This window comes from Streptomyces sp. NPDC048523 (genome assembly GCF_043199815.1).
Taxonomy (GTDB): Bacteria; Actinomycetota; Actinomycetes; order Streptomycetales; family Streptomycetaceae; genus Streptomyces.
The window spans coordinates 1891186-1908319 of record NZ_JBICWQ010000001.1 but is presented as its reverse complement, the minus strand read 5'-3'; the positions used below and the strand labels follow the sequence as shown (position 1 = coordinate 1908319).

General features: G+C 71.8%; 17 protein-coding genes. 8 read left to right on the top strand and 9 right to left on the bottom strand.

Annotation, left to right across the window (positions count from 1 at the left end):
* Positions 1-12: 12 nt before the first annotated feature.
* On the bottom strand, positions 13-876 hold the full coding sequence (locus ACGFWE_RS08575; protein WP_393598765.1) for a (2Fe-2S)-binding protein: 864 nt from the start codon (positions 874-876) through the stop codon (positions 13-15).
* 121 nt (positions 877-997) lie between these two features.
* On the opposite strand from ACGFWE_RS08575, the gene ACGFWE_RS08570 reads away from it, so the two are divergent.
* On the top strand, positions 998-1804 hold the full coding sequence (locus ACGFWE_RS08570) for a GntR family transcriptional regulator (protein WP_352381699.1): 807 nt from the start codon (positions 998-1000) through the stop codon (positions 1802-1804).
* A 146-nt stretch (positions 1805-1950) separates the two neighbouring features.
* On the opposite strand, the gene ACGFWE_RS08565 is transcribed toward ACGFWE_RS08570, so the two are convergent.
* A complete protein-coding gene (locus tag ACGFWE_RS08565) occupies positions 1951-2724 on the bottom strand; it encodes a hypothetical protein (protein ID WP_352381697.1) in 774 nt (257 codons plus the stop codon).
* 126 nt (positions 2725-2850) lie between these two features.
* On the bottom strand, positions 2851-4524 hold the full coding sequence (locus ACGFWE_RS08560; RefSeq protein WP_393598763.1) for a PucR family transcriptional regulator: 1674 nt from the start codon (positions 4522-4524) through the stop codon (positions 2851-2853).
* Positions 4525-4869: 345 nt separating this feature from the next.
* On the opposite strand from ACGFWE_RS08560, the gene ACGFWE_RS08555 reads away from it, so the two are divergent.
* From ACGFWE_RS08555 to ACGFWE_RS08535, 5 genes are all read left to right on the top strand, one after another.
* On the top strand, positions 4870-5760 hold the full coding sequence (locus ACGFWE_RS08555; RefSeq protein ID WP_352381693.1) for an FAD binding domain-containing protein: 891 nt from the start codon (positions 4870-4872) through the stop codon (positions 5758-5760).
* Positions 5760-6296, top strand: a complete 537-nt coding sequence (locus tag ACGFWE_RS08550; RefSeq protein ID WP_393598761.1) for a (2Fe-2S)-binding protein — start codon at positions 5760-5762, stop codon at positions 6294-6296. The genes ACGFWE_RS08555 and ACGFWE_RS08550 overlap by 1 nt, the downstream gene beginning before the upstream one ends.
* 1 nt (position 6297) lies before the next feature.
* Positions 6298-8685: a xanthine dehydrogenase family protein molybdopterin-binding subunit gene (locus ACGFWE_RS08545; protein ID WP_393598759.1), complete on the top strand. Its 2388-nt coding sequence runs from the start codon at positions 6298-6300 to the stop codon at positions 8683-8685.
* A gap of 145 nt (positions 8686-8830) precedes the next feature.
* Positions 8831-10288, top strand: coding sequence for an NCS2 family permease (locus ACGFWE_RS08540; protein WP_393598757.1), 1458 nt, complete (start codon positions 8831-8833; stop codon positions 10286-10288).
* 62 nt (positions 10289-10350) lie between these two features.
* Complete coding sequence (locus ACGFWE_RS08535; protein WP_393598755.1) at positions 10351-11514, top strand: XdhC family protein; 1164 nt, start codon at positions 10351-10353, stop codon at positions 11512-11514.
* Here ACGFWE_RS08535 and ACGFWE_RS08530 read toward each other — a convergent pair.
* Both ACGFWE_RS08530 and ACGFWE_RS08525 read right to left on the bottom strand, forming a co-directional pair.
* The gene (locus tag ACGFWE_RS08530; protein WP_393598753.1) at positions 11466-12779 is read right to left on the bottom strand and encodes a lanthionine synthetase LanC family protein; all 1314 of its coding nucleotides are present in this window, start codon (positions 12777-12779) and stop codon (positions 11466-11468) included. The genes ACGFWE_RS08535 and ACGFWE_RS08530 overlap by 49 nt on opposite strands.
* 22 nt (positions 12780-12801) lie before the next feature.
* Positions 12802-13233, bottom strand: a complete 432-nt coding sequence (locus tag ACGFWE_RS08525) for an SRPBCC family protein (RefSeq protein WP_352381682.1) — start codon at positions 13231-13233, stop codon at positions 12802-12804.
* Positions 13234-13412: 179 nt separating this feature from the next.
* Between ACGFWE_RS08525 and ACGFWE_RS08520 the strand changes: the two genes are divergently transcribed.
* A complete protein-coding gene (locus ACGFWE_RS08520) occupies positions 13413-13997 on the top strand; it encodes an HAD-IIIA family hydrolase (protein WP_393598751.1) in 585 nt (194 codons plus the stop codon).
* A gap of 3 nt (positions 13998-14000) precedes the next feature.
* Here the strand turns inward: ACGFWE_RS08520 and ACGFWE_RS08515 are convergent, their stop codons facing one another.
* From ACGFWE_RS08515 to ACGFWE_RS08505, 3 genes are all read right to left on the bottom strand, one after another.
* The gene (locus ACGFWE_RS08515; RefSeq protein WP_352381678.1) at positions 14001-14309 is read right to left on the bottom strand and encodes a DUF3040 domain-containing protein; all 309 of its coding nucleotides are present in this window, start codon (positions 14307-14309) and stop codon (positions 14001-14003) included.
* 68 nt (positions 14310-14377) lie between these two features.
* Positions 14378-15019: a DUF305 domain-containing protein gene (locus ACGFWE_RS08510; RefSeq protein ID WP_393598749.1), complete on the bottom strand. Its 642-nt coding sequence runs from the start codon at positions 15017-15019 to the stop codon at positions 14378-14380.
* Positions 15020-15072: 53 nt separating this feature from the next.
* Positions 15073-15459 (bottom strand): DUF6153 family protein, encoded by a 387-nt coding sequence (locus tag ACGFWE_RS08505; protein ID WP_393598747.1) that lies wholly within the window; start codon positions 15457-15459, stop codon positions 15073-15075.
* A gap of 146 nt (positions 15460-15605) precedes the next feature.
* Between ACGFWE_RS08505 and ACGFWE_RS08500 the strand changes: the two genes are divergently transcribed.
* Positions 15606-16457, top strand: coding sequence for an isocitrate lyase/phosphoenolpyruvate mutase family protein (locus ACGFWE_RS08500; RefSeq protein ID WP_393598745.1), 852 nt, complete (start codon positions 15606-15608; stop codon positions 16455-16457).
* Here the strand turns inward: ACGFWE_RS08500 and ACGFWE_RS08495 are convergent.
* Complete coding sequence (locus ACGFWE_RS08495) at positions 16432-17079, bottom strand: hypothetical protein (RefSeq protein WP_393598743.1); 648 nt, start codon at positions 17077-17079, stop codon at positions 16432-16434. The two genes, ACGFWE_RS08500 and ACGFWE_RS08495, sit on opposite strands and share 26 nt — an antisense overlap.
* Positions 17080-17134: the final 55 nt, after the last annotated feature.

Sequence of the window (17134 nt, the reverse complement as noted above, 5' to 3'; positions counted from 1 at the left end):
CCTGAGGGTGCCTCAACTCGCTGCGACCGCCGTGAGCTTGGCGATCCGCGCCGTGTCGCAGGTGCGCGGACACGTGGCGCAGGTGTCGTCCGGGTCGAGGGTGTAGTACATGCAGCAGGTCACCCGGTCCCGGGTGCGCAGGGGGCCGCCGTCCGAGCCGGCCGGGCCGGCCAGGACACGGAAGGCAGGGGAGCCGGCGTACGGCTTCGTCGTCCCGGGCAGCAGGAGCTCCAGGGCGTGCTCGGCCCGGCGCTTCTCGTGCTCGCCGAGGAGCTCGGCGACGTACCAGATCCCCTCGACGATCTCGTCGGTCACCAGACCCCACAAGGCCCTGCCGCGGCGGCGCATGCGCGGGCCGAAGGCGGTGAGGAGCGGCTCCATGTGCTCGGCGATCGCGTCCCGCAGCTCGGCGCGCAGGGCCTCCTCGTCGGGGACCGGGTACGCGCCGGGGAGTGCTGCCGCCGGGTCGTCGGGGAGGCAGGCGAAGGGGCCCGGGTGGACCGCGAGGGACATGGGGCCGCGGGTGCGGTCGTAGGAGACGTGGGTCACGGGGTACCGGGGGACCCGGCGGTGCAGGAACCACGGTGCGGTGAAGAGGAGGCAGGCCGGCCAGGCGTAGCGGTGCAGACCGAAGCCGGCGATCACGTCCGGGCGGCCCCTCTTGGCGTTGTCCCTGAGGACCTGCGCGTCGTCCCAGGCGAGGAAGGCGTCCAGGGCGGCCGTGTTCCCTGCCAGGGCGGCGGCGGTGACCCAGCCGTCGGTGTCCGGGAGGGGGGTGTCCTGGGGCAGCTCCGTGACGGTGAGCGCCGGGAGGGCCTCGGTCAGGCGGGCGTAGGCGGCGGTGACGGCGGAATGAGCGGGTAGCGGTGTGGGCATGCGGGGCCACCGATTCGCAGTCGTCCGTTCAGGTGAGGCTTACCTTACCAAGGACTTCGAGATGTGAACTGGAGCGATCTGCGCCTAAGGTGCTTGACGCATGAGTAACAACCTGCCGTTAATGACCCCAAGTACCGACACGTCCGGAGGAGTGCCCGTGAAGCAGGCTGCACAGAGCTCCTTCCGCGTGCCGCCGCAGATACGGGCCTCCGACGCGGAGCGGGCTCGGGCCGAGGCGGGCACGGGTTCCGGTTCCGGGGCCCGGGGTGAGCACACCCACAGCGAGGTACCGATTCCTCGGCCTGTGGTGCAACGGGCCTCTGTGCGGGGGCAGATCCTCGACGCCCTGCGTACGGCGCTGGTCGCGGGGGAGTTGCGCCCCGGTGCGGTGTACTCGGCGCCGGCGCTGGGCGAACGGTTCGGGGTGTCGGCGACGCCCGTGCGGGAGGCCATGCAGCAGCTCGCGCTTGAAGGGGCCGTCGAGGTCGTTCCCAACCGGGGGTTCCGGGTGGTCGAGCGGGGAGCCCGTGAACTGGCGGAGCTGGCCGAGGTGCGGGCCCTGATCGAGGTGCCGGTGGTGTTGCGGCTGGCGCGGAGTGTGCCGGTGGAGCGGTGGGCGGAGTTGCGGCCGGTGGCGGAGGCGACCGTGCGGGCCGCGTCGTCGGGGTGCCCGGCGACGTATGCAGAGGCTGACCGGGTGTTTCACCGTGCGGTGCTTCTGCTGTCGGGCAACGAGCAACTGGTCCAGATCTCGGAGGACTTGCACCGGCGGTCGCAGTGGCCGCTGGTGGGTGGGTCCGCTGCGCGGGGACGGGCGGATCTGATCGCGGACGCGGCGGAGCATACGGCGCTGCTGGACGCGTTGATCGCGCGGGATCTGGATGTGGTGCGGGGGTTGGTGGGCGGGCATTTCGCCGGGGGTGCGTGAAGTGAGCGCGGGTTCGGTGGGGGCGGGCGTTCTGCGCAGTTCCCCGCGCCCCTAGGGTGCCCGTCCCGGCGCAGGTGCCTGCAACCCCCTGGGGGCGCGGGGAACTGCGCGACCAGCCCCCACCGACCCGCACCCGCCCCGTCACCTCACGCCGTAGCCGCCGGTGGCGTCAGCTGTCGAGAGAGCCACGTGGGTACGCCGCCCAGCAAGCGGTACAACCGCCGGGCCTCCTCGCGCAGTCGGGACGCCTCGGGTTCTGTCTCCGCGTCCGCCAGGGACGCGAGGGCTGGGGCCGTGCCCACGAGGTAGCCCAACTCCTCGCGGATGCGCAGCGATTCGGCGAAACCGTGTCGCGCCTCGGCCAACTCGCCCTCACGCAGGGCCAGTCCGGCGAGGTGGCGCCAGGTGAAGGACAGGAGCAGGGAGTCGGACTGGGCCGTGGCGCCCGCGTGGGCGCGGCGGTAGGCGGCTCGGGCCGACTGGGGGGAGTGGGTCAGGTTCTCCGCCAGCAGACCCCGGCGGAAGTCCAGCAGGGCCCGCCCAGGAGCCCCCGGAGGGATCAGTGCCGCCGCGCGGCCCAGCGCAGCCCGCGCCTCGTCCGCGCGGTCCCGGACCCCGTGGAGCGTCGAGGCGTACGCAAGTTGCCCTCGTTCACAAGCGGCCGCGCCCCGTTCCTCGTCGCTGTGGGCCAGTGCCTCGGCCGTGCGCAGCGCGTCCTCCGCCTCGGGCCAGCCCTGCTCCGTGTACAGGCAGCGTTCCACCAGAAGTGCGGCTCTCTGCAGGGCCGCCGGTGCGGTGACCGGTTGAAGCAGGGCGGCCGCGTCGGCCCAGCAGGCCCGTGAGCGCAGCCGCCATACCGCGGTCTGGAGTGGATCGTCACCGGCGGTCGTTCCGTTACCAGACATGGCGGTATGCGCCACGTTGCCCTCCCCGAGCGCGCCGTCGAGCTTTGAGTGGTGGCGGCATCTCAGCACGAAACGACGGGCCCGGCCAAGGGGGTGGGTGAAGGAATTCACAAAGTCGTGGGAGTCGCGGGCCCACAAAGTTCAGCTCATCCGCAGTGCCAGGAAGAAATCCAGCTTGTCCTCCAGGCGCGAGAGGTCGCGGCTCGTCAACTGCTCGATCCGCCCGACGCGGTAGCGCAGCGTGTTGACGTGCAGGTGGAGGCGGGTCGCGCAGCGGGTCCAGGAGCCGTCGCAGTCCAGGAATGCTTCCAGGGTGGGGATCAACTCGGCCCGGTGGCGGCGGTCGTAGTCGCGGAGCGGGTCGAGGAGGCGGGCCGTGAAGGCGCGGCGTACGTCGTCGGGGACGAAGGGGAGCAGCAGGACGTGCGAGGCGAGTTCCTGGTGGCCGGCCGCGCAGACCCGGCCGGCGCGGGCCGCGGCCACCCGGCGGGCGTGGCGGGCCTCCTCCAGGGCGCCGCGCAGCCCCTCCGCCGAGTGGACCGACGCGCTGACGCCGAGGGTGACCCTGCCGTCGTCGTCCAGGCCCGCGGCGAGGGGGTCCCGGACCGACTCCAGGAGGGCGTCGGCCAGGATGCCCGTCTCCGAGCCGCCGTGTTCGGTCGAGACCGCGGGGAGGGGGACCAGCGCGATCGCCTCGTCGCCGGTGTGGGCCACCGCTATGCGGTCGGAGGGCTCGGGGCCGGTCGCCTGCGGGTCCACCAGGATCTCCTCCAGGAGGGACTGGGCCATGGCGCCGCCCTCCAGGTCGCCGTCCTGCCATTCGACCTTCGCCACCACGACCTGCCAGTGGGGGGCCGCGCCCAGGCCGGGCAGGAGGACGGGGGCCGCCACGCGGAGACGTGCGGCGATCTCCGCCGGTGCCGCTCCCGTCTGGACCAGTTCCAGGACCTCCTGGGCCAGGCGGCGGCGGACCGTGCGGGCCGCGTCCCTGCGGTCCCGCTCGACGGAGATCAGCTGGGCGACGCCCTGGAGCAGGTCCAGGCGCTCCTCCGGCCAGTCGCCGGCGTCCGCCTCCACCGCCAGCAGCCAGTCGGAAAGGACCGTCTCCCGTACGTCCCTGGAGGCATGGGAGGAGCGGCCGCTGCTGCGGACCGGGAAGAGGGAGTACGTCGACGAGCCGAGCGTGACTCTGTGGGGGCCCCGGCGGCCTGTGCGGGCCGCGGCCAGGTGTTCCGCCGCGAGCTTCGCGCAGGTGTCCGCCGGGAGGCCGGGGCCCGCCACCTTCGGGCCCGCGATCAGGCGGCCGGTGGGGGACAGCACCCAGGCGCGCAGGTCCAGGTCGGAGCCCAGGAGGTCGAGGACCACGTCGGGGCCGCCGCCCGCCGGGCCCGAGGTCATCATGCGCCGGTGACGGTCCACCACGGCCGCCAGGTCGCCCGCGCGCTCGCCGGAGACCTGCCGTACGACATGCTCGGTGATCGTCGCGAAGGCCACCGACTCGTGCACCGCGAACAGCGGGAGGCGGTGCCGGGCGCAGGCGACGGCCAGGTCGTCCGGGACGGTGCCCAGTTCGGCCTCGCCGGCCGCCAGCGCGACCACGCCGGCCTGCACCAGGAGTCGTACGAAAGGCTCCGAGTCGGCGGCGCCCCGGCGCCAGGCGAGGCCCGTCAGGACCAGTTCCCCGCCTGAGAGGTAGCGGCTGGGGTCGCGCAGGTCCGTGGTCATCACACCGCGCACGGTGCGGTCCAGTTCGTCCTCGCCGCCGAGCAGCCGCAGGCCCAGCGCGTCGGTGTCCAACAGTGCGCGCAGCCGCATTCTCGTCGCCGCCGTTCTTTGTCTCGAAATCTACGATGGAGGGAAGGGGCCGGTGGAGGGGGGAGCGGCTTCTCACCGTCTCCGGGGCTGTGTCCCAGGTCACGTGGGCTGTGTCGCACGTTTCCGCAGGAAAACCTGGAGGTTACTGAGGACCTCCGTTCATACGAATCTACAAGATGAGGGCCGCGACCAGCCAACTCCTTCATGGTTTCCGTGACTGACCCCGTCGGAGTACACGGCTGTGTACTGGCTCCATTCCGCGTAAACAGCACATGAACGAGCCGGGCCCGCCGCACACGATCTGGCTCGATCCGTACGATCACGAGACGAAGAAGAGAGCCGGTCATGGACTTCCTTCGCCCCGCCAGCTGGGAGGAGGCGCTCGCCGCAAAGGCCGAGCACCCCACCGCTGTGCCCATCGCGGGCGGCACCGACGTGATGGTCGAGATCAACTTCGACCATCGGCGGCCCGAGTACCTGCTCGACCTGAACCGCATCTGCGACCTCACCGAGTGGGAGGTCGGCGAGGACACCGTGCGGCTCGGTGCCTCCGTGCCGTACACCCGCATCATGGAGCACCTGCGCGGCGAGCTCCCGGGCCTGGCCCTCGCCTCGCACACCGTGGCCTCCCCGCAGATCCGCAACCGCGGCGGTGTCGGCGGCAACCTCGGCACCGCCTCCCCGGCCGGTGACGCCCACCCTGCCCTCCTCGCGGCGGGCGCCGAGGTCGAGGTCGAGTCGGTCCGGGGGTCCCGGCTCATCCCGATCGACGACTTCTACACCGGCGTGAAGCGCAACGCGCTGGCCGCCGACGAGCTCATTCGCGCCGTGCACATCAAGAAGGCCGACGGGCCCCAGCAGTTCAGCAAGGTGGGGACGAGGAACGCCATGGTCATCGCCGTGTGCGCGTTCGGGCTCGCCCTGCATCCCGGGACACGGACCGTGCGGACGGGGATCGGTTCGGCCGCTCCCACACCCGTTCGGGCCAAGGCCGCCGAGGAGTTTTTGAACGCTGCTCTCGAGGACGGCGGGTTCTGGGACAACGGCAAGATCATCACCCCTTCGGTCGCCAAGCAGTTCGCGGACCTGTGCGCCGCCTCCTGCAGCCCGATCGACGACGTCCGGGGCACGGCGAGCTACCGCCGCCACGCGGTCGGCATCATGGCCCGCCGCACGCTGACCTGGACCTGGGAGTCGTACCGCGGCACCGCCGCCACCACGGAGGGAGCTGCGTAATGCGCGTCAACTTCACTGTCAACGGACGTCCGCAGGAAGCCGACGACGTCTGGGAGGGCGAGTCCCTGCTGTACGTGCTGCGCGAGCGGCTCGGGCTTCCCGGTTCCAAGAACGCCTGCGAGCAGGGGGAGTGCGGGTCCTGCACGGTCCGGCTCGACGGGATTCCCGTGTGTTCGTGTCTGGTGGCCGCCGGGCAGGTCGAAGGGCGCGAGGTCGTGACCGTCGAGGGGCTCGCGGACTACGCCAAGCAGCGTTCGTGCGGGCACCGGACGCCGGCGGGGCAGGACTCCCACACCGGCGAGGGCACCGAACTCTCGCCCGTCCAGCAGGCGTTCATCGACGCCGGTGCCGTCCAGTGCGGCTTCTGCACGCCGGGGCTGCTGGTCGCCGCCGACGAGATGCTGGAGCGCAACCCGAACCCGAGCGACGCGGACATCCGCGAGGCGCTCTCGGGCAACCTCTGCCGCTGCACCGGCTACGAGAAGATCATGGACGCGGTCCGCCTCGCGGCCGCCCGGCAGGGAGAGGCGGTCTGACGTGTCCAGTCCCAACGGCACTCCCACCAAGATCACCCAGGGTTCGAAGACCAAGGGCGGCATCGGCGAGTCCACACTCCGCCCCGATGGCACTCTCAAGGTCACCGGCGAGTTCGCGTACTCGTCCGACATGTGGCACGAGGACATGCTCTGGGGGCAGATCCTGCGCTCGACCGTCGCGCACGCCGAGATCGTGTCCATCGACACGAGCGAGGCCCTGGCCCTGCCGGGCGTGTACGCCGTCATGACGTACGACGACCTGCCGACCGAGGTGAGGAACTACGGTCTGGAGATCCAGGACACCCCGGTCCTCGCCCACGGCAAGGTCCGCCACCACGGTGAGCCGGTCGCGATCGTCGCCGCCGACCACCCCGAGACGGCCCGCCGTGCCGCCGCGAAGATCAAGGTCGAGTACCGCGAGCTGCCCGTCATCACCGACGAGGCCTCCGCGACCGCCCCCGACGCGATCCTCGTCCACGAGAACCGCGACGACCACCACATCGGGCACGTCCCGCACCCCAACATCGTGCACCGGCAGCCGATCATCCGCGGTGATGTGCAAGAGGCCGCGAAGAAGGCCGACTTCGTCGTCAAGGGCGAGTACACCTTCGGCATGCAGGACCAGGCCTTCCTCGGCCCCGAGTCGGGTCTCGCCGTACCGGACGAGGACGGTGGCGTCCACCTCTACGTCGCCACCCAGTGGCTCCACTCCGACCTGCGGCAGATCGCGCCCGTCCTCGGTCTGCCCGAGCGCAAGGTCCGTATGACGCTGTCCGGCGTCGGCGGGGCCTTCGGCGGCCGCGAGGACCTGTCGATGCAGATCCACGCCTGTCTGCTGGCGCTGCGCACCGGCAAGCCCGTGAAGATCGTCTTCAACCGGTTCGAGTCCTTCTTCGGGCACGTCCACCGCCACCCGGCCAAGCTGTACTACGAGCACGGGGCCACGCGCGAGGGCAAGTTGACCCACGTCAAGTGCCGGATCGTCCTCGACGGCGGTGCGTACGCCTCCGCCTCGCCGGCCGTCGTCGGCAACGCCTCCTCGCTCGGCATCGGTCCGTACGTCGTCGACGACGTCGACATCGAGGCCATCGCCCTCTACACCAACAACCCGCCCTGCGGCGCGATGCGCGGCTTCGGCGCCGTCCAGGCGTGCTTCGCCTACGAGGCGCAGATGGACAAGCTGGCCGACGCGGTGGGCATGGACCGGGTGGAGTTCCGGCAGCTCAACGCCATGGAGCAGGGCACGCTCATGCCGACCGGCCAGCCCGTCGACTCCCCGGCTCCCGTCGCCGAACTCCTGCGCCGCGTCAAGGCGATGCCGCTTCCTCCGGAGCAGCAGTGGCTCGCGGCCGGCGAGCAGGCCGACGTACGGCAGCTGCCGGGCGGCCTGTCCAACACCACCCACGGCGAAGGGGTCGTCCGCGGTATCGGCTACGCGGTCGGCATCAAGAACGTCGGCTTCTCCGAGGGCTTCGACGACTACTCCACGGCGAAGGTCCGCATGGGTGTCGTCGGCGGCGAACCCGTCGCCACCGTGCACACCGCCATGGCGGAGGTCGGCCAGGGCGGAGTCACCGTCCACGCGCAGATCGCCCGCACCGAGCTCGGTGTCGCACAGGTGACCATCCAGCCCGCGGACACGCAGGTGGGCAGCGCCGGTTCGACCTCCGCGTCGCGCCAGACGTACGTCACCGGCGGCGCCGTCAAGAACTCCTGCGAGCTCGTCCGGGAGAAGGTCCTGGAGCTCGGGCGCCGCAAGTTCGGTTCGTACCACCCGGCCTGGGCCACCGCCGAACTGCTCCTGGAGGGCGGCAAGGTCGTCACCGACGGCGGTGAGGTCCTCGCTGACCTCGTCGACGTGCTCGAAGGTGAGAGCGTCGAGGTCGAGGCGGAGTGGCGGCACCGGCCCACCGAGGCCTTCGACCTGCGCACCGGGCAGGGCTTCGGACACGTCCAGTACTCCTTCGCCGCCCACCGCGCGGTCGTCGAGGTCGACACCGAACTCGGACTGGTCAAGGTGATCGAGCTGGCCTGTGCCCAGGACGTCGGCAAGGCGCTGAACCCGCTGTCCGTCATCGGCCAGATCCAGGGCGGTACGACCCAGGGCCTGGGCGTCGCGGTGATGGAGGAGATCATCGTCGACCCGAAGACGGCGAAGGTCAGGAACCCCTCCTTCACCGACTACCTGATCCCCACGATCCTCGACACGCCGACCATCCCCGTCGACGTGCTCGAACTCGCTGACGACCACGCGCCGTACGGGCTGCGCGGCATCGGCGAGGCACCCACCCTGTCCTCGACCCCGGCCGTGCTCGCGGCGATCCGCAACGCGACCGGGCTGGAGCTCAACAGGACACCGGTACGGCCGGAGCACCTGACCGGCACGTGATGCACCGGTGAGTTTCCCCGGGGGACCTCGTCCCCCGGGCCCCAACTGTCCGTCCTGGGCCGTCCCCCGGGTCGTGCACATCCCAAATCCCGTGCCCGACAAGGCGGTTGCACGGGTGTCCCTGTGAACCTTGGGAGACGGCACCATGACCCAGCAGTCCCTGGAACCCAGGACCACGGCCGACGACGCGGGAGAAGGCACCCGCGTCCCGGCCGGCAGGTCCTGGCTCGACCGGTACTTCCACATATCCCGGCGAGGATCCACGGTCGCGCGTGAACTGCGCGGCGGCGTCACCACCTTCATGGCGATGGCGTACATCCTCCTGCTCAACCCCCTGATCCTGTCCGGCAAGGACGCGGCGGGGGACACGCTCGGCCAGAAGGCACTCATCACCGCGACCGCGTTCGCGGCGGCCCTCACCACGCTGCTGATGGGCTTCTTCGGCAAGGTGCCCCTCGCCCTCGCCGCCGGCCTCTCCGTCTCCGGCGTGCTGTCCTCGCAGGTCGTCCCCGTGATGAGCTGGCCACAGGCCATGGGCATGTGCGTGATGTACGGCGTGGTCATCATGCTGCTGGTCGTCACGGGCCTGCGCGAGCTGATCATGAACGCGATCCCGCTGGCCCTCAAGCACGCGATCACCATGGGCATCGGCCTGTTCGTCGCCCTCATCGGCTTCTACAAGGCCGGCTTCGTCCACCAGGGCAAAGCGACCCCGGTGACGCTCGGCCCCACCGGCGAACTCGCGGGCTGGCCCGTCCTGTTGTTCGCCCTCACCCTCCTCGCGATCTTCATGCTCCAGGCGCGAGGTGTGCCCGGCGCCATCCTGATCGGCATCCTCGGCGGGACCGTACTCGCCGTGATTCTCAACGCCACCGGTGCCGTCGACCCGAAGCAGTGGGCGAGCGGCGCCCCCGAACTGCACGGTGGCGCGGTCTCCATGCCCGACTTCTCGATCTTCGGGAAGGTCGAGTTCGGCGGCTGGGGCGAGGTCGGCGCGATGACGGTCGGCATGATCGTGTTCACGCTGGTGCTCGCCGGGTTCTTCGACGCGATGGCCACCATCATCGGCGTCGGCACCGAGGCGAAACTGGCCGACGCGCAGGGCCGGATGCCGGGCCTGTCCAAGGCCCTGTTCATCGACGGCGCGGGCGGCGCGATCGGGGGTGTGGCCGGTGCCTCCGGCCAGACCGTGTTCGTCGAGTCGGCGACGGGAGTGGGCGAGGGCGCCCGTACCGGGCTGTCCTCCGTCGTCACCGGACTGTTCTTCGCGGCCTGTCTGTTCTTCACCCCGCTCACGGCGATGGTGCCCGGCGAGGTCGCGGCCGCCGCCCTCGTGGTGATCGGCGCCATGATGATGATGAACGCCCGCCACGTCGACTGGGCCGACCGCGCCACCGCGATCCCGGTCTTCCTGACCGTCGTGGTCATGCCGTTCACCTACTCGATCACCGCGGGCGTCGCCGCCGGCGTCATCTCGTACGTCGCGATCAAGGTCGCGCAGAGCAAGGCGCGGGAGATCGGCGCCTTCATGTGGGGGCTGACGGTGATCTTCCTGGTGTACTACGCCCTCAACCCGATCGAGAGCTGGATGGGCGTGCACTAGCCGCTCGAAGGCACCCGTACGCAACCGCCTGTTGTACGCAACCGCTTGAAGGAGACCGAGACATGCTGGACATCGCCGACGAGCTGCACCGGTGGGTCGAGCAGGGACGCGACTTCGCCGTGGCCACCGTCGTGGCCGTCGGCGGCAGCGCGCCCCGCCGGCCCGGCGCCGCCCTCGCGGTGGACGCCGACGGCACGGCGATCGGCTCGGTCTCCGGCGGCTGTGTGGAGGGCGCGGTCTACGACCTGTGCCAACAGGCGCTGGAGGACGGGGAGTCGGTCCTCGAACGCTTCGGCTACAGCGACGAGGACGCCTTCGCCGTGGGCCTGACCTGCGGCGGCGTCATCGACATCCTCGTCACCCCGGTCCGGGCGGGCGACCCCGTCCGTACGGTCGTCGCGGCAGCGCTCGAAGCCGCGGCGAAGGGCCGGTCGGCGGCGTTGGCGCGGATCGTCTCCGGCCCGCGGGAACTCCTCGGCCGTGCGCTCGTCGTAGGATCCGAGGACTCGTCCGGGCAGGGAGGTTTCGGCGGTTTCGGCGCCCATCCGGAGCTGGACCGTACGATCGCCGCCGAGGCCGGCGCCTTCCTCGACGCGGGCCGCACCGGCACCCTGGAGATCGGCGAACAGGGCTCGCGCTGCGGCGCCCCGCTCACCGTGCTCGTCGAGTCCTCCGTGCCACCGCCCCGGATGATCGTGTTCGGCGCGATCGACTTCGCGTCGGCGCTCGTGCGGGTCGGGAAGTTCCTCGGTTACCAGGTCACCGTGTGCGACGCACGCCCCGTCTTCGCGACGAAGGCGCGCTTCCCGGAGGCCGACGAGATAGTCGTCGAGTGGCCCCACAGGTACCTGGAGCGCACGGAGGTCGACGCCCGGACGGTCCTGTGCGTCCTCACCCACGACGCCAAGTTCGACGTACCCCTGCTGCGACTGGCCCTCAGGCTCCCGGTCGCCTACGTCGGCGCCATGGGCTCCCGCCGCACCCACCTCGACCGCAACGAACGCCTGCGCGAAGTCGGCGTGACGGAACTGGAGTTGGCGCGGCTGCGGTCACCCATCGGCCTCGACCTCGGCGCTCGGACACCCGAGGAGACGGCCCTGTCCATCGCCGCGGAGATCGTCGCGAGCCGGCGGGGCGGCAGCGGGGTCTCCCTCACCGGCGCGCACACGCCGATCCATCACGACGCGGCGTCGGAACCGGCTCGGCGAATCGGGTCGGTGGCCTGAGCGGACACCTCGGGCTGGTCCGGCCAAGGGAACGCGTACCGCGGATCGCCGCCCCGGCTCAGCCGGACGAACCGCAGCAGTTCACGCACGATGCCGGCACTGCCCTGCGCCCAGTCGGTGCGGGGTTCGAGGTCGCTCGGGGTGGCCCGGTGCTCGACGTTGGACCAGCGGGCGCCGTCGGTGTCCCGGACCGCGCGGGCGGCGAGGTCGGCGACGAGGAGCCGCGCGAAGTCGTACGCCTCCTGCCCTTCGGCTCCTTCGGCGATCCGGTCGCAGGCCAGGGCGAGGACACCCGCCGTGCCGCAGCAACGGCCGTTGTTGTCCCAGAACCCCGGCCGCAGGCGCTCGGGGAGGCCGGAGCGGGTGGCCGTGTGCCAGCAGCGGTCGGCGAGCGCGGCCCAGGCAGGGTCGGCGTGGGTGTCGCGCAGCAGCCGGAAGATCTGGGCGTCGCCGGTGGGGCCGTGGCACCAGCCGTAGTTGATGGGCTCGATCAGGTCCGGGAGGAACTGGGGGGTGGAGTGCGGGACCAGGAAGCCGTCCGGGCCGCCCTCGTCGCGGGCCACGACGTCCGCGACCCCCGCCAGCGCCAGGTCGACCAGGTCGGCGCGGCCCGTCGCGTGGCCGATCCGGGCGAGCGCGTAGGAGATGCCCAGCGTGCCGTGCGACATGTGGTGGAAGCGGGCCTCCGGGCCCGGGCGGTGCGGCCAGGTGACGCCCCACGGGGTCTGCTCCGCCGTCCGCAGATAGGGCTCCACCGCGAGGACGGCGAACTCGGGGTCGCCCATCGCCAGGGCGGCCAGGCCGATCCCGCCGTTGCCGCCCATCAGCTCGAACAGCTCGCCCCAGCGCTTTCCGTCGAAGCGCGACCGGACGACAGCCATCGCACGGTCGGCCGCGGAACCGGAAGCGGTGTCGCCGAGTTCGTCGCCCAGGGTGTACAGCACCAGGGCCATGCCGGACCGGCCGAAGTACAGCGAGTCGTCCTCGTGGCCGTCGACGGCGACGGCCAGACCGCGGCCCGCGCGGAGGGCGAGGTCGGCGTAGGAGTCGTCGGCGAAGTGCCGCCAGGCCTCCAGGAGCACGGAGACGATCCCGGCCGTGCCGCTGTAGAGGCTGGGGTCGGTCTCCTCCTTCGAGGGGGCGGTCGGCCAGGCGAGTCCGCCGTCCGCGGTCTCCCGCGCGGTGGACACCAGCCACCGCAGCCCGTCCACCGCGACTTCCTCGATTTCGTCCACTCGCACGGTCGCACCGTCAACTGCCGTCATGGCGCCCACTGTTGCATGATCTTCAGGCACCCCGCAGCAGCCGGTTCAGCGCACGTCCGAAGACCGACCTGGCCGCCACGCCCAGCAAGGGTTCGGGGAGCAGGGGGACCCGCAGCTCCTCACGCCAGATCACGCGCGCCCGGCCTCCAGGACCCGGGTGCACCTCCAGTTCGGCCCAGCCCTTCACCACCCGCCCGCGCTTCTCCAGCCGGCACAGGCCGGAGACGCCCTCCGCGGGCGGGCGCCAGACCATGACCTCCATGGGGTCGTCGAAGCCGAGCGGGCCGATCCCCGAACGGGCGACGACGAGTGTGCCCTCGGCCGTCGGCCCCGGCGGCACGACGGTGACGCGCGTCAGCGGGACGCCCTCGCCGTGGCGGGGCCACTGAGTGAGGCGGCGCCAGGCCTCGTCCTGGGAGAGCGGGGCCGTACGTTCGAGCAGGAAGGTGACCACGAGCTGATCTTAGGGAGTCGGTCCTGCTCAGCGCGGATTTCGTACGGGTCTCACAGACTTGGTGCCCGGGTGCACCCGACCCGATGATCGCGCCCGGCCGCATGGACCCGTCCCACGCGGATACTCGCGGAGAGGAAGCCCAGAGGAAGAAGTGGACGCGAGAGCCGGGAGGTGGCCGTATGACGCGCGTGCGTACGGTGCTGTTCGACCGTGACAGCATCCTCGCCGAAGACCCGCTCGACCCCGGACGGGTGTGCCCGGCGCCCGGTGCCCGCGAGGCGCTCGACCTGCTGCGACTGCACGACGTCCGCACCGGGTTCGTGGCGCTGCGACCGGGCGCCGGGCACGACCGGCTCAGCGACGCCGACGTACGGGCCGTCAACCGCCGCGTCGACGAACTCCTCGGCCCCTTCGACATCTGGGGAGTGTGCCCGCACGGCCCCGACGACGGCTGTCACTGCCGTCCGCCCGAACCGGGCCTGATCCTCTGGGCGGCGGGCCGGGTGTGCACCGCGCCGGCCGACTGCGCGGTCGTCGGCACCGCCGCGGACGCCGAGGCCGCGGCCCGGGTGGGCGCCCACGGGATCCTCGTACCGGACGAGCGGACCGGGCCGGAGGAGACGGCACGGGCCGATCATGTGGCGCCGGACGTCCGGACCGCCGTCCGCGCGCTGCTCACCGGGCCGCCGCAGGGGCGGGTCCTGGTCGACGAGCGGCCGATCGAGTCCGCGTTCGAGTCCGCCCACGAGAACGGCGAGGCGTGAGGGTCAGGGTTCCGTCCAGCGGCACAGCAGGCGGAACGCCGCGAACAGGGCCAGGGGCCAGACGGCCGCGAAGGCCCAGATCACCGCGGGCCGCGAGGTGACGATGCCCGTCACCATGAGCGTGATCGACACCGAGAGCAGCAGACCCACGGTCAGGACGTGCGGCCGGTAGTGCGTCACCCGGGACAGGTCCGGCCGGCGGCGCAGCCGCCCTGTGCGCATCCGACGGTCCAGGCGGCGGTCGCGGCGCAGGGCGCGTTCCACCTCGTCCAGAATGCGCTGTTCGTGATCGGGGAGTCGCTCTGTCGCCACTGTCGCTCCTCGTGGATCCGGCGAGTCCTTCTCCGGGTGCCCGGAGAAGGACTCTGCGAACCGTCCGGTCAGCCCCCGGAGTTCTGGCCGAGGAGCTTCTGCATCTCACCGATCTCGGCGGTCTGCGTGGTGACGATGTCACCGGACATGGCCTTGGCGGCCCGGTACTCCCCCTTGGCCTGCTCCTTCCCGGCCATCTCGACGGCGCCCTCGTGGTGCTCGACCATCATGGTCAGGAACATGGAGTCGAAGTCCTTGCCGGACGCCTTCTCCAGCTTCTCCATGTCGGCGCCGTCCATCATCCCGGCCATGCCGGAGTCCGCTGAGTGGTCCATGCCGGGCATGTCCCCGGCCATGTCCTCGGGGACCTTCTCGCCCCAGGTCTTCAGCCAGCCGGTCATGGTCTCGATCTCCGGACCTTGTGCCTTCTCGATCCGGGCGGCGAGAGCCTTGACCTCGGCGGACGAGGCCCGGTCGGCGGCCAGTCGGGCCATCTCCACGGCCTGCCGGTGGTGCGGGATCATGCCCTGGGCGAAGGAGACGTCCTGCGCGTTGTGGGCGTCGGCCGAGGTCTCGGCGGACACCGAGGGCGACGAGGCGGCCGAGCCGCTGCTGTCGCTGTCGCTCCCACACGCCGTGAGGGTGAGGGCGGCGCTCGCGGCGACCGCCGCGAGACACGCACGGCGGATGAGGGTACGGGTGCTGCGCATGCTGGAACTCCAGTGGTGTGAAAGGGATCTGGACGTGACGGAGCACGCCGTGTCTAGATCCGCAGGAGCTGGAGTTCCGAGAGAGAGGGCGGCGCGCGGGCGCCTTCCTGTGCCGTGACCGTCTGAGCGCACAGATCGACCGTGCCCAGGGCGCTTGTCGACGGGTCGGGAACGAGTGCGGGCAACGCGGGCCCACCGCTCACGGCCCCCGACGCACAGGTCGCGTCCGCGTGGTGGAGATGGCCCGACCCGCAGCCGTCGTGACAGACCGTGTCGACGACGGCGACGGCCGTCGTCCGGTGCGCGGACCTGCCCTCGTGCCCGGCCATACCGCCGCCGGGGGCCAGGGCGTGCATGCCCAGGACTCCGACGAGCAGCCCGAGCAGGAGCAGCGCCCGCCACAGGGGCGGACGCGCGGTGGGCTGCTCGGAGCTGGTCATCGGGCTCATTCTAGAGAGGGCTGTGGCACGGCTGTGCGTCGACGTCGTCCGACCTACGTACGGCCCGGCACCGCCCTCCGTTCAGAGCGCCTCCGGCGTACGTTGTCCGGGAGTCCGTCGAGGGGCGGCGGGCCGGGAAGGACCGTGTGGACACCGAGAGCCGAGCCAGGGCACAGCGCTTCGCCGAACTGCACCGGGAGGGCTGCTTCCTGCTCCCCAACGCGTGGGACCTGGGCAGTGCCCGGATCCTGGAGGCGGCCGGGTTCCCGGCCGTGGCGACCACGAGTGCGGGCGTCGCGTTCTCCCTCGGCCGGCCCGACCACGACTTCTTCGCCGAACAGCCGCCCGAGGACCGCGTCGACCGCGAGACCATGCTGGGCCGGGTCCGCGAGATCGCGCACGGGATCGCCGTACCGCTGAGCGCGGACCTGGAGGACGGTTACGGCGAGTCGCCCGAGACCGTCGCCACCACCGTCGCGAGGACCCTCGCCGCCGGAGCCGCGGGCGGCAACATCGAGGACTTCACCGGCGACCGCACCCGTCCGCTCCACGACCCGAAGCTCTCCGCCGACCGCGTCCGTGCCGCCCGCGAGACCCTGGCGGCCGAGGGCGAGCCCTTCGTCCTGGTCGGCCGCACCGACGTGCTCCTGGTCGGCGGCACCCTCGACGAGGCCGTCCGGCGGGCCAACGCCTATCTGGAGGCCGGAGCCGACTGCGCGTTCGTCCCCGGCGCCGCAGACGCCGAGACCATCGGCACACTGGTCCGCGAGCTCGACGGCCCCCTCAACGTGGTCATGGGCCTGACCGGGAACGCGCTCTCCCTGGACGACCTGCGCGAACTCGGCGTCCGACGGGTCACGGTAGGCGGCAGCATCGCCCGGGCCATGTACCGCCATCTGCTCGACGCCGCACGGGAGTTGGCCGACCTGGGCACCTTCTCGTACGCCGCCGACCAGCTCTCCCAGACGGAGCTCAACGACCTGTTCCGGCAGGGCTGAAGGCAGGACTGGAGGCAGGTCCGGCGGCAGGGCTGGAGGACTGCAGCGCACAGCTCGGCGCCTCGGGCGCGTCCTCGGCGTGCCGCGTCAGCGAGCAGACCGTACGCAGGGCGACCTTCCAGCCGCCGTCCTGGAGTACGGCCGCCCCCGTGCCCCCGGTGTCCAGCCGGCGGCCCTCGCGCGTGAGGTCGTAGGCCACTTCGGCCAACACGTCCGAGGTGTACGACACGGAGGTCACCTCGGCGCGCAGCTTGCTGCCGCTCGGGTCGCGGAAGAGGTTGTCGATCATCAGGGCGTTCTCGTCGCCGTCCTCGACGACGTCACTGCGCTGGTCCAGGGAGGACTTCGGGTCGAAGAGGACCGTCCACGCCTCCCGGATGTCCCGCTCCGCCTGTTCCGGGTCCGAGGGCGCGGTCGCGGTCGGTGCCGGGGAGACGGAGCGGGAGGGGGAGCCCGCCGCCGTGGTCGGACCGGGAGAACCGGTGACGGAAGGGCTGCCCGTGCGGGAGGCGCCGTCGTCACCGCCGTCGCCGTTGTCGCAGGCTCCGGTGAGGACGAGGGCGGCGACAGTCAGGGCCACCGCCCAGGTCCCGTGCCGTGCGGGGGAGGTCGCGCAGGTCATGGCACTCCATCTCCGGGTACGCCGTGTGGCTGGCCTACCCGGAGCCGGGGGATTC

Excerpts from the sequence above, each read along its gene's own strand:
- ACGFWE_RS08535 (WP_393598755.1), top strand. The coding sequence starts at position 10,351 with ATGCTGGACATCGCCGACGAGCTGCACCGGTGGGTCGAGCAGGGACGC.
- ACGFWE_RS08555 (WP_352381693.1), top strand. The coding sequence starts at position 4,870 with ATGGACTTCCTTCGCCCCGCCAGCTGGGAGGAGGCGCTCGCCGCAAAG.
- ACGFWE_RS08575 (WP_393598765.1), bottom strand. The coding sequence starts at position 876 with ATGCCCACACCGCTACCCGCTCATTCCGCCGTCACCGCCGCCTACGCC.
- ACGFWE_RS08530 (WP_393598753.1), bottom strand. The coding sequence starts at position 12,779 with ATGACGGCAGTTGACGGTGCGACCGTGCGAGTGGACGAAATCGAGGAA.
- ACGFWE_RS08510 (WP_393598749.1), bottom strand. The coding sequence starts at position 15,019 with ATGCGCAGCACCCGTACCCTCATCCGCCGTGCGTGTCTCGCGGCGGTC.
- ACGFWE_RS08520 (WP_393598751.1), top strand. The coding sequence starts at position 13,413 with ATGACGCGCGTGCGTACGGTGCTGTTCGACCGTGACAGCATCCTCGCC.
- ACGFWE_RS08505 (WP_393598747.1), bottom strand. The coding sequence starts at position 15,459 with ATGACCAGCTCCGAGCAGCCCACCGCGCGTCCGCCCCTGTGGCGGGCG.
- ACGFWE_RS08540 (WP_393598757.1), top strand. The coding sequence starts at position 8,831 with ATGACCCAGCAGTCCCTGGAACCCAGGACCACGGCCGACGACGCGGGA.
- ACGFWE_RS08495 (WP_393598743.1), bottom strand. The coding sequence starts at position 17,079 with ATGACCTGCGCGACCTCCCCCGCACGGCACGGGACCTGGGCGGTGGCC.
- ACGFWE_RS08550 (WP_393598761.1), top strand. The coding sequence starts at position 5,760 with ATGCGCGTCAACTTCACTGTCAACGGACGTCCGCAGGAAGCCGACGAC.
- ACGFWE_RS08560 (WP_393598763.1), bottom strand. The coding sequence starts at position 4,524 with ATGCGGCTGCGCGCACTGTTGGACACCGACGCGCTGGGCCTGCGGCTG.
- ACGFWE_RS08570 (WP_352381699.1), top strand. The coding sequence starts at position 998 with ATGACCCCAAGTACCGACACGTCCGGAGGAGTGCCCGTGAAGCAGGCT.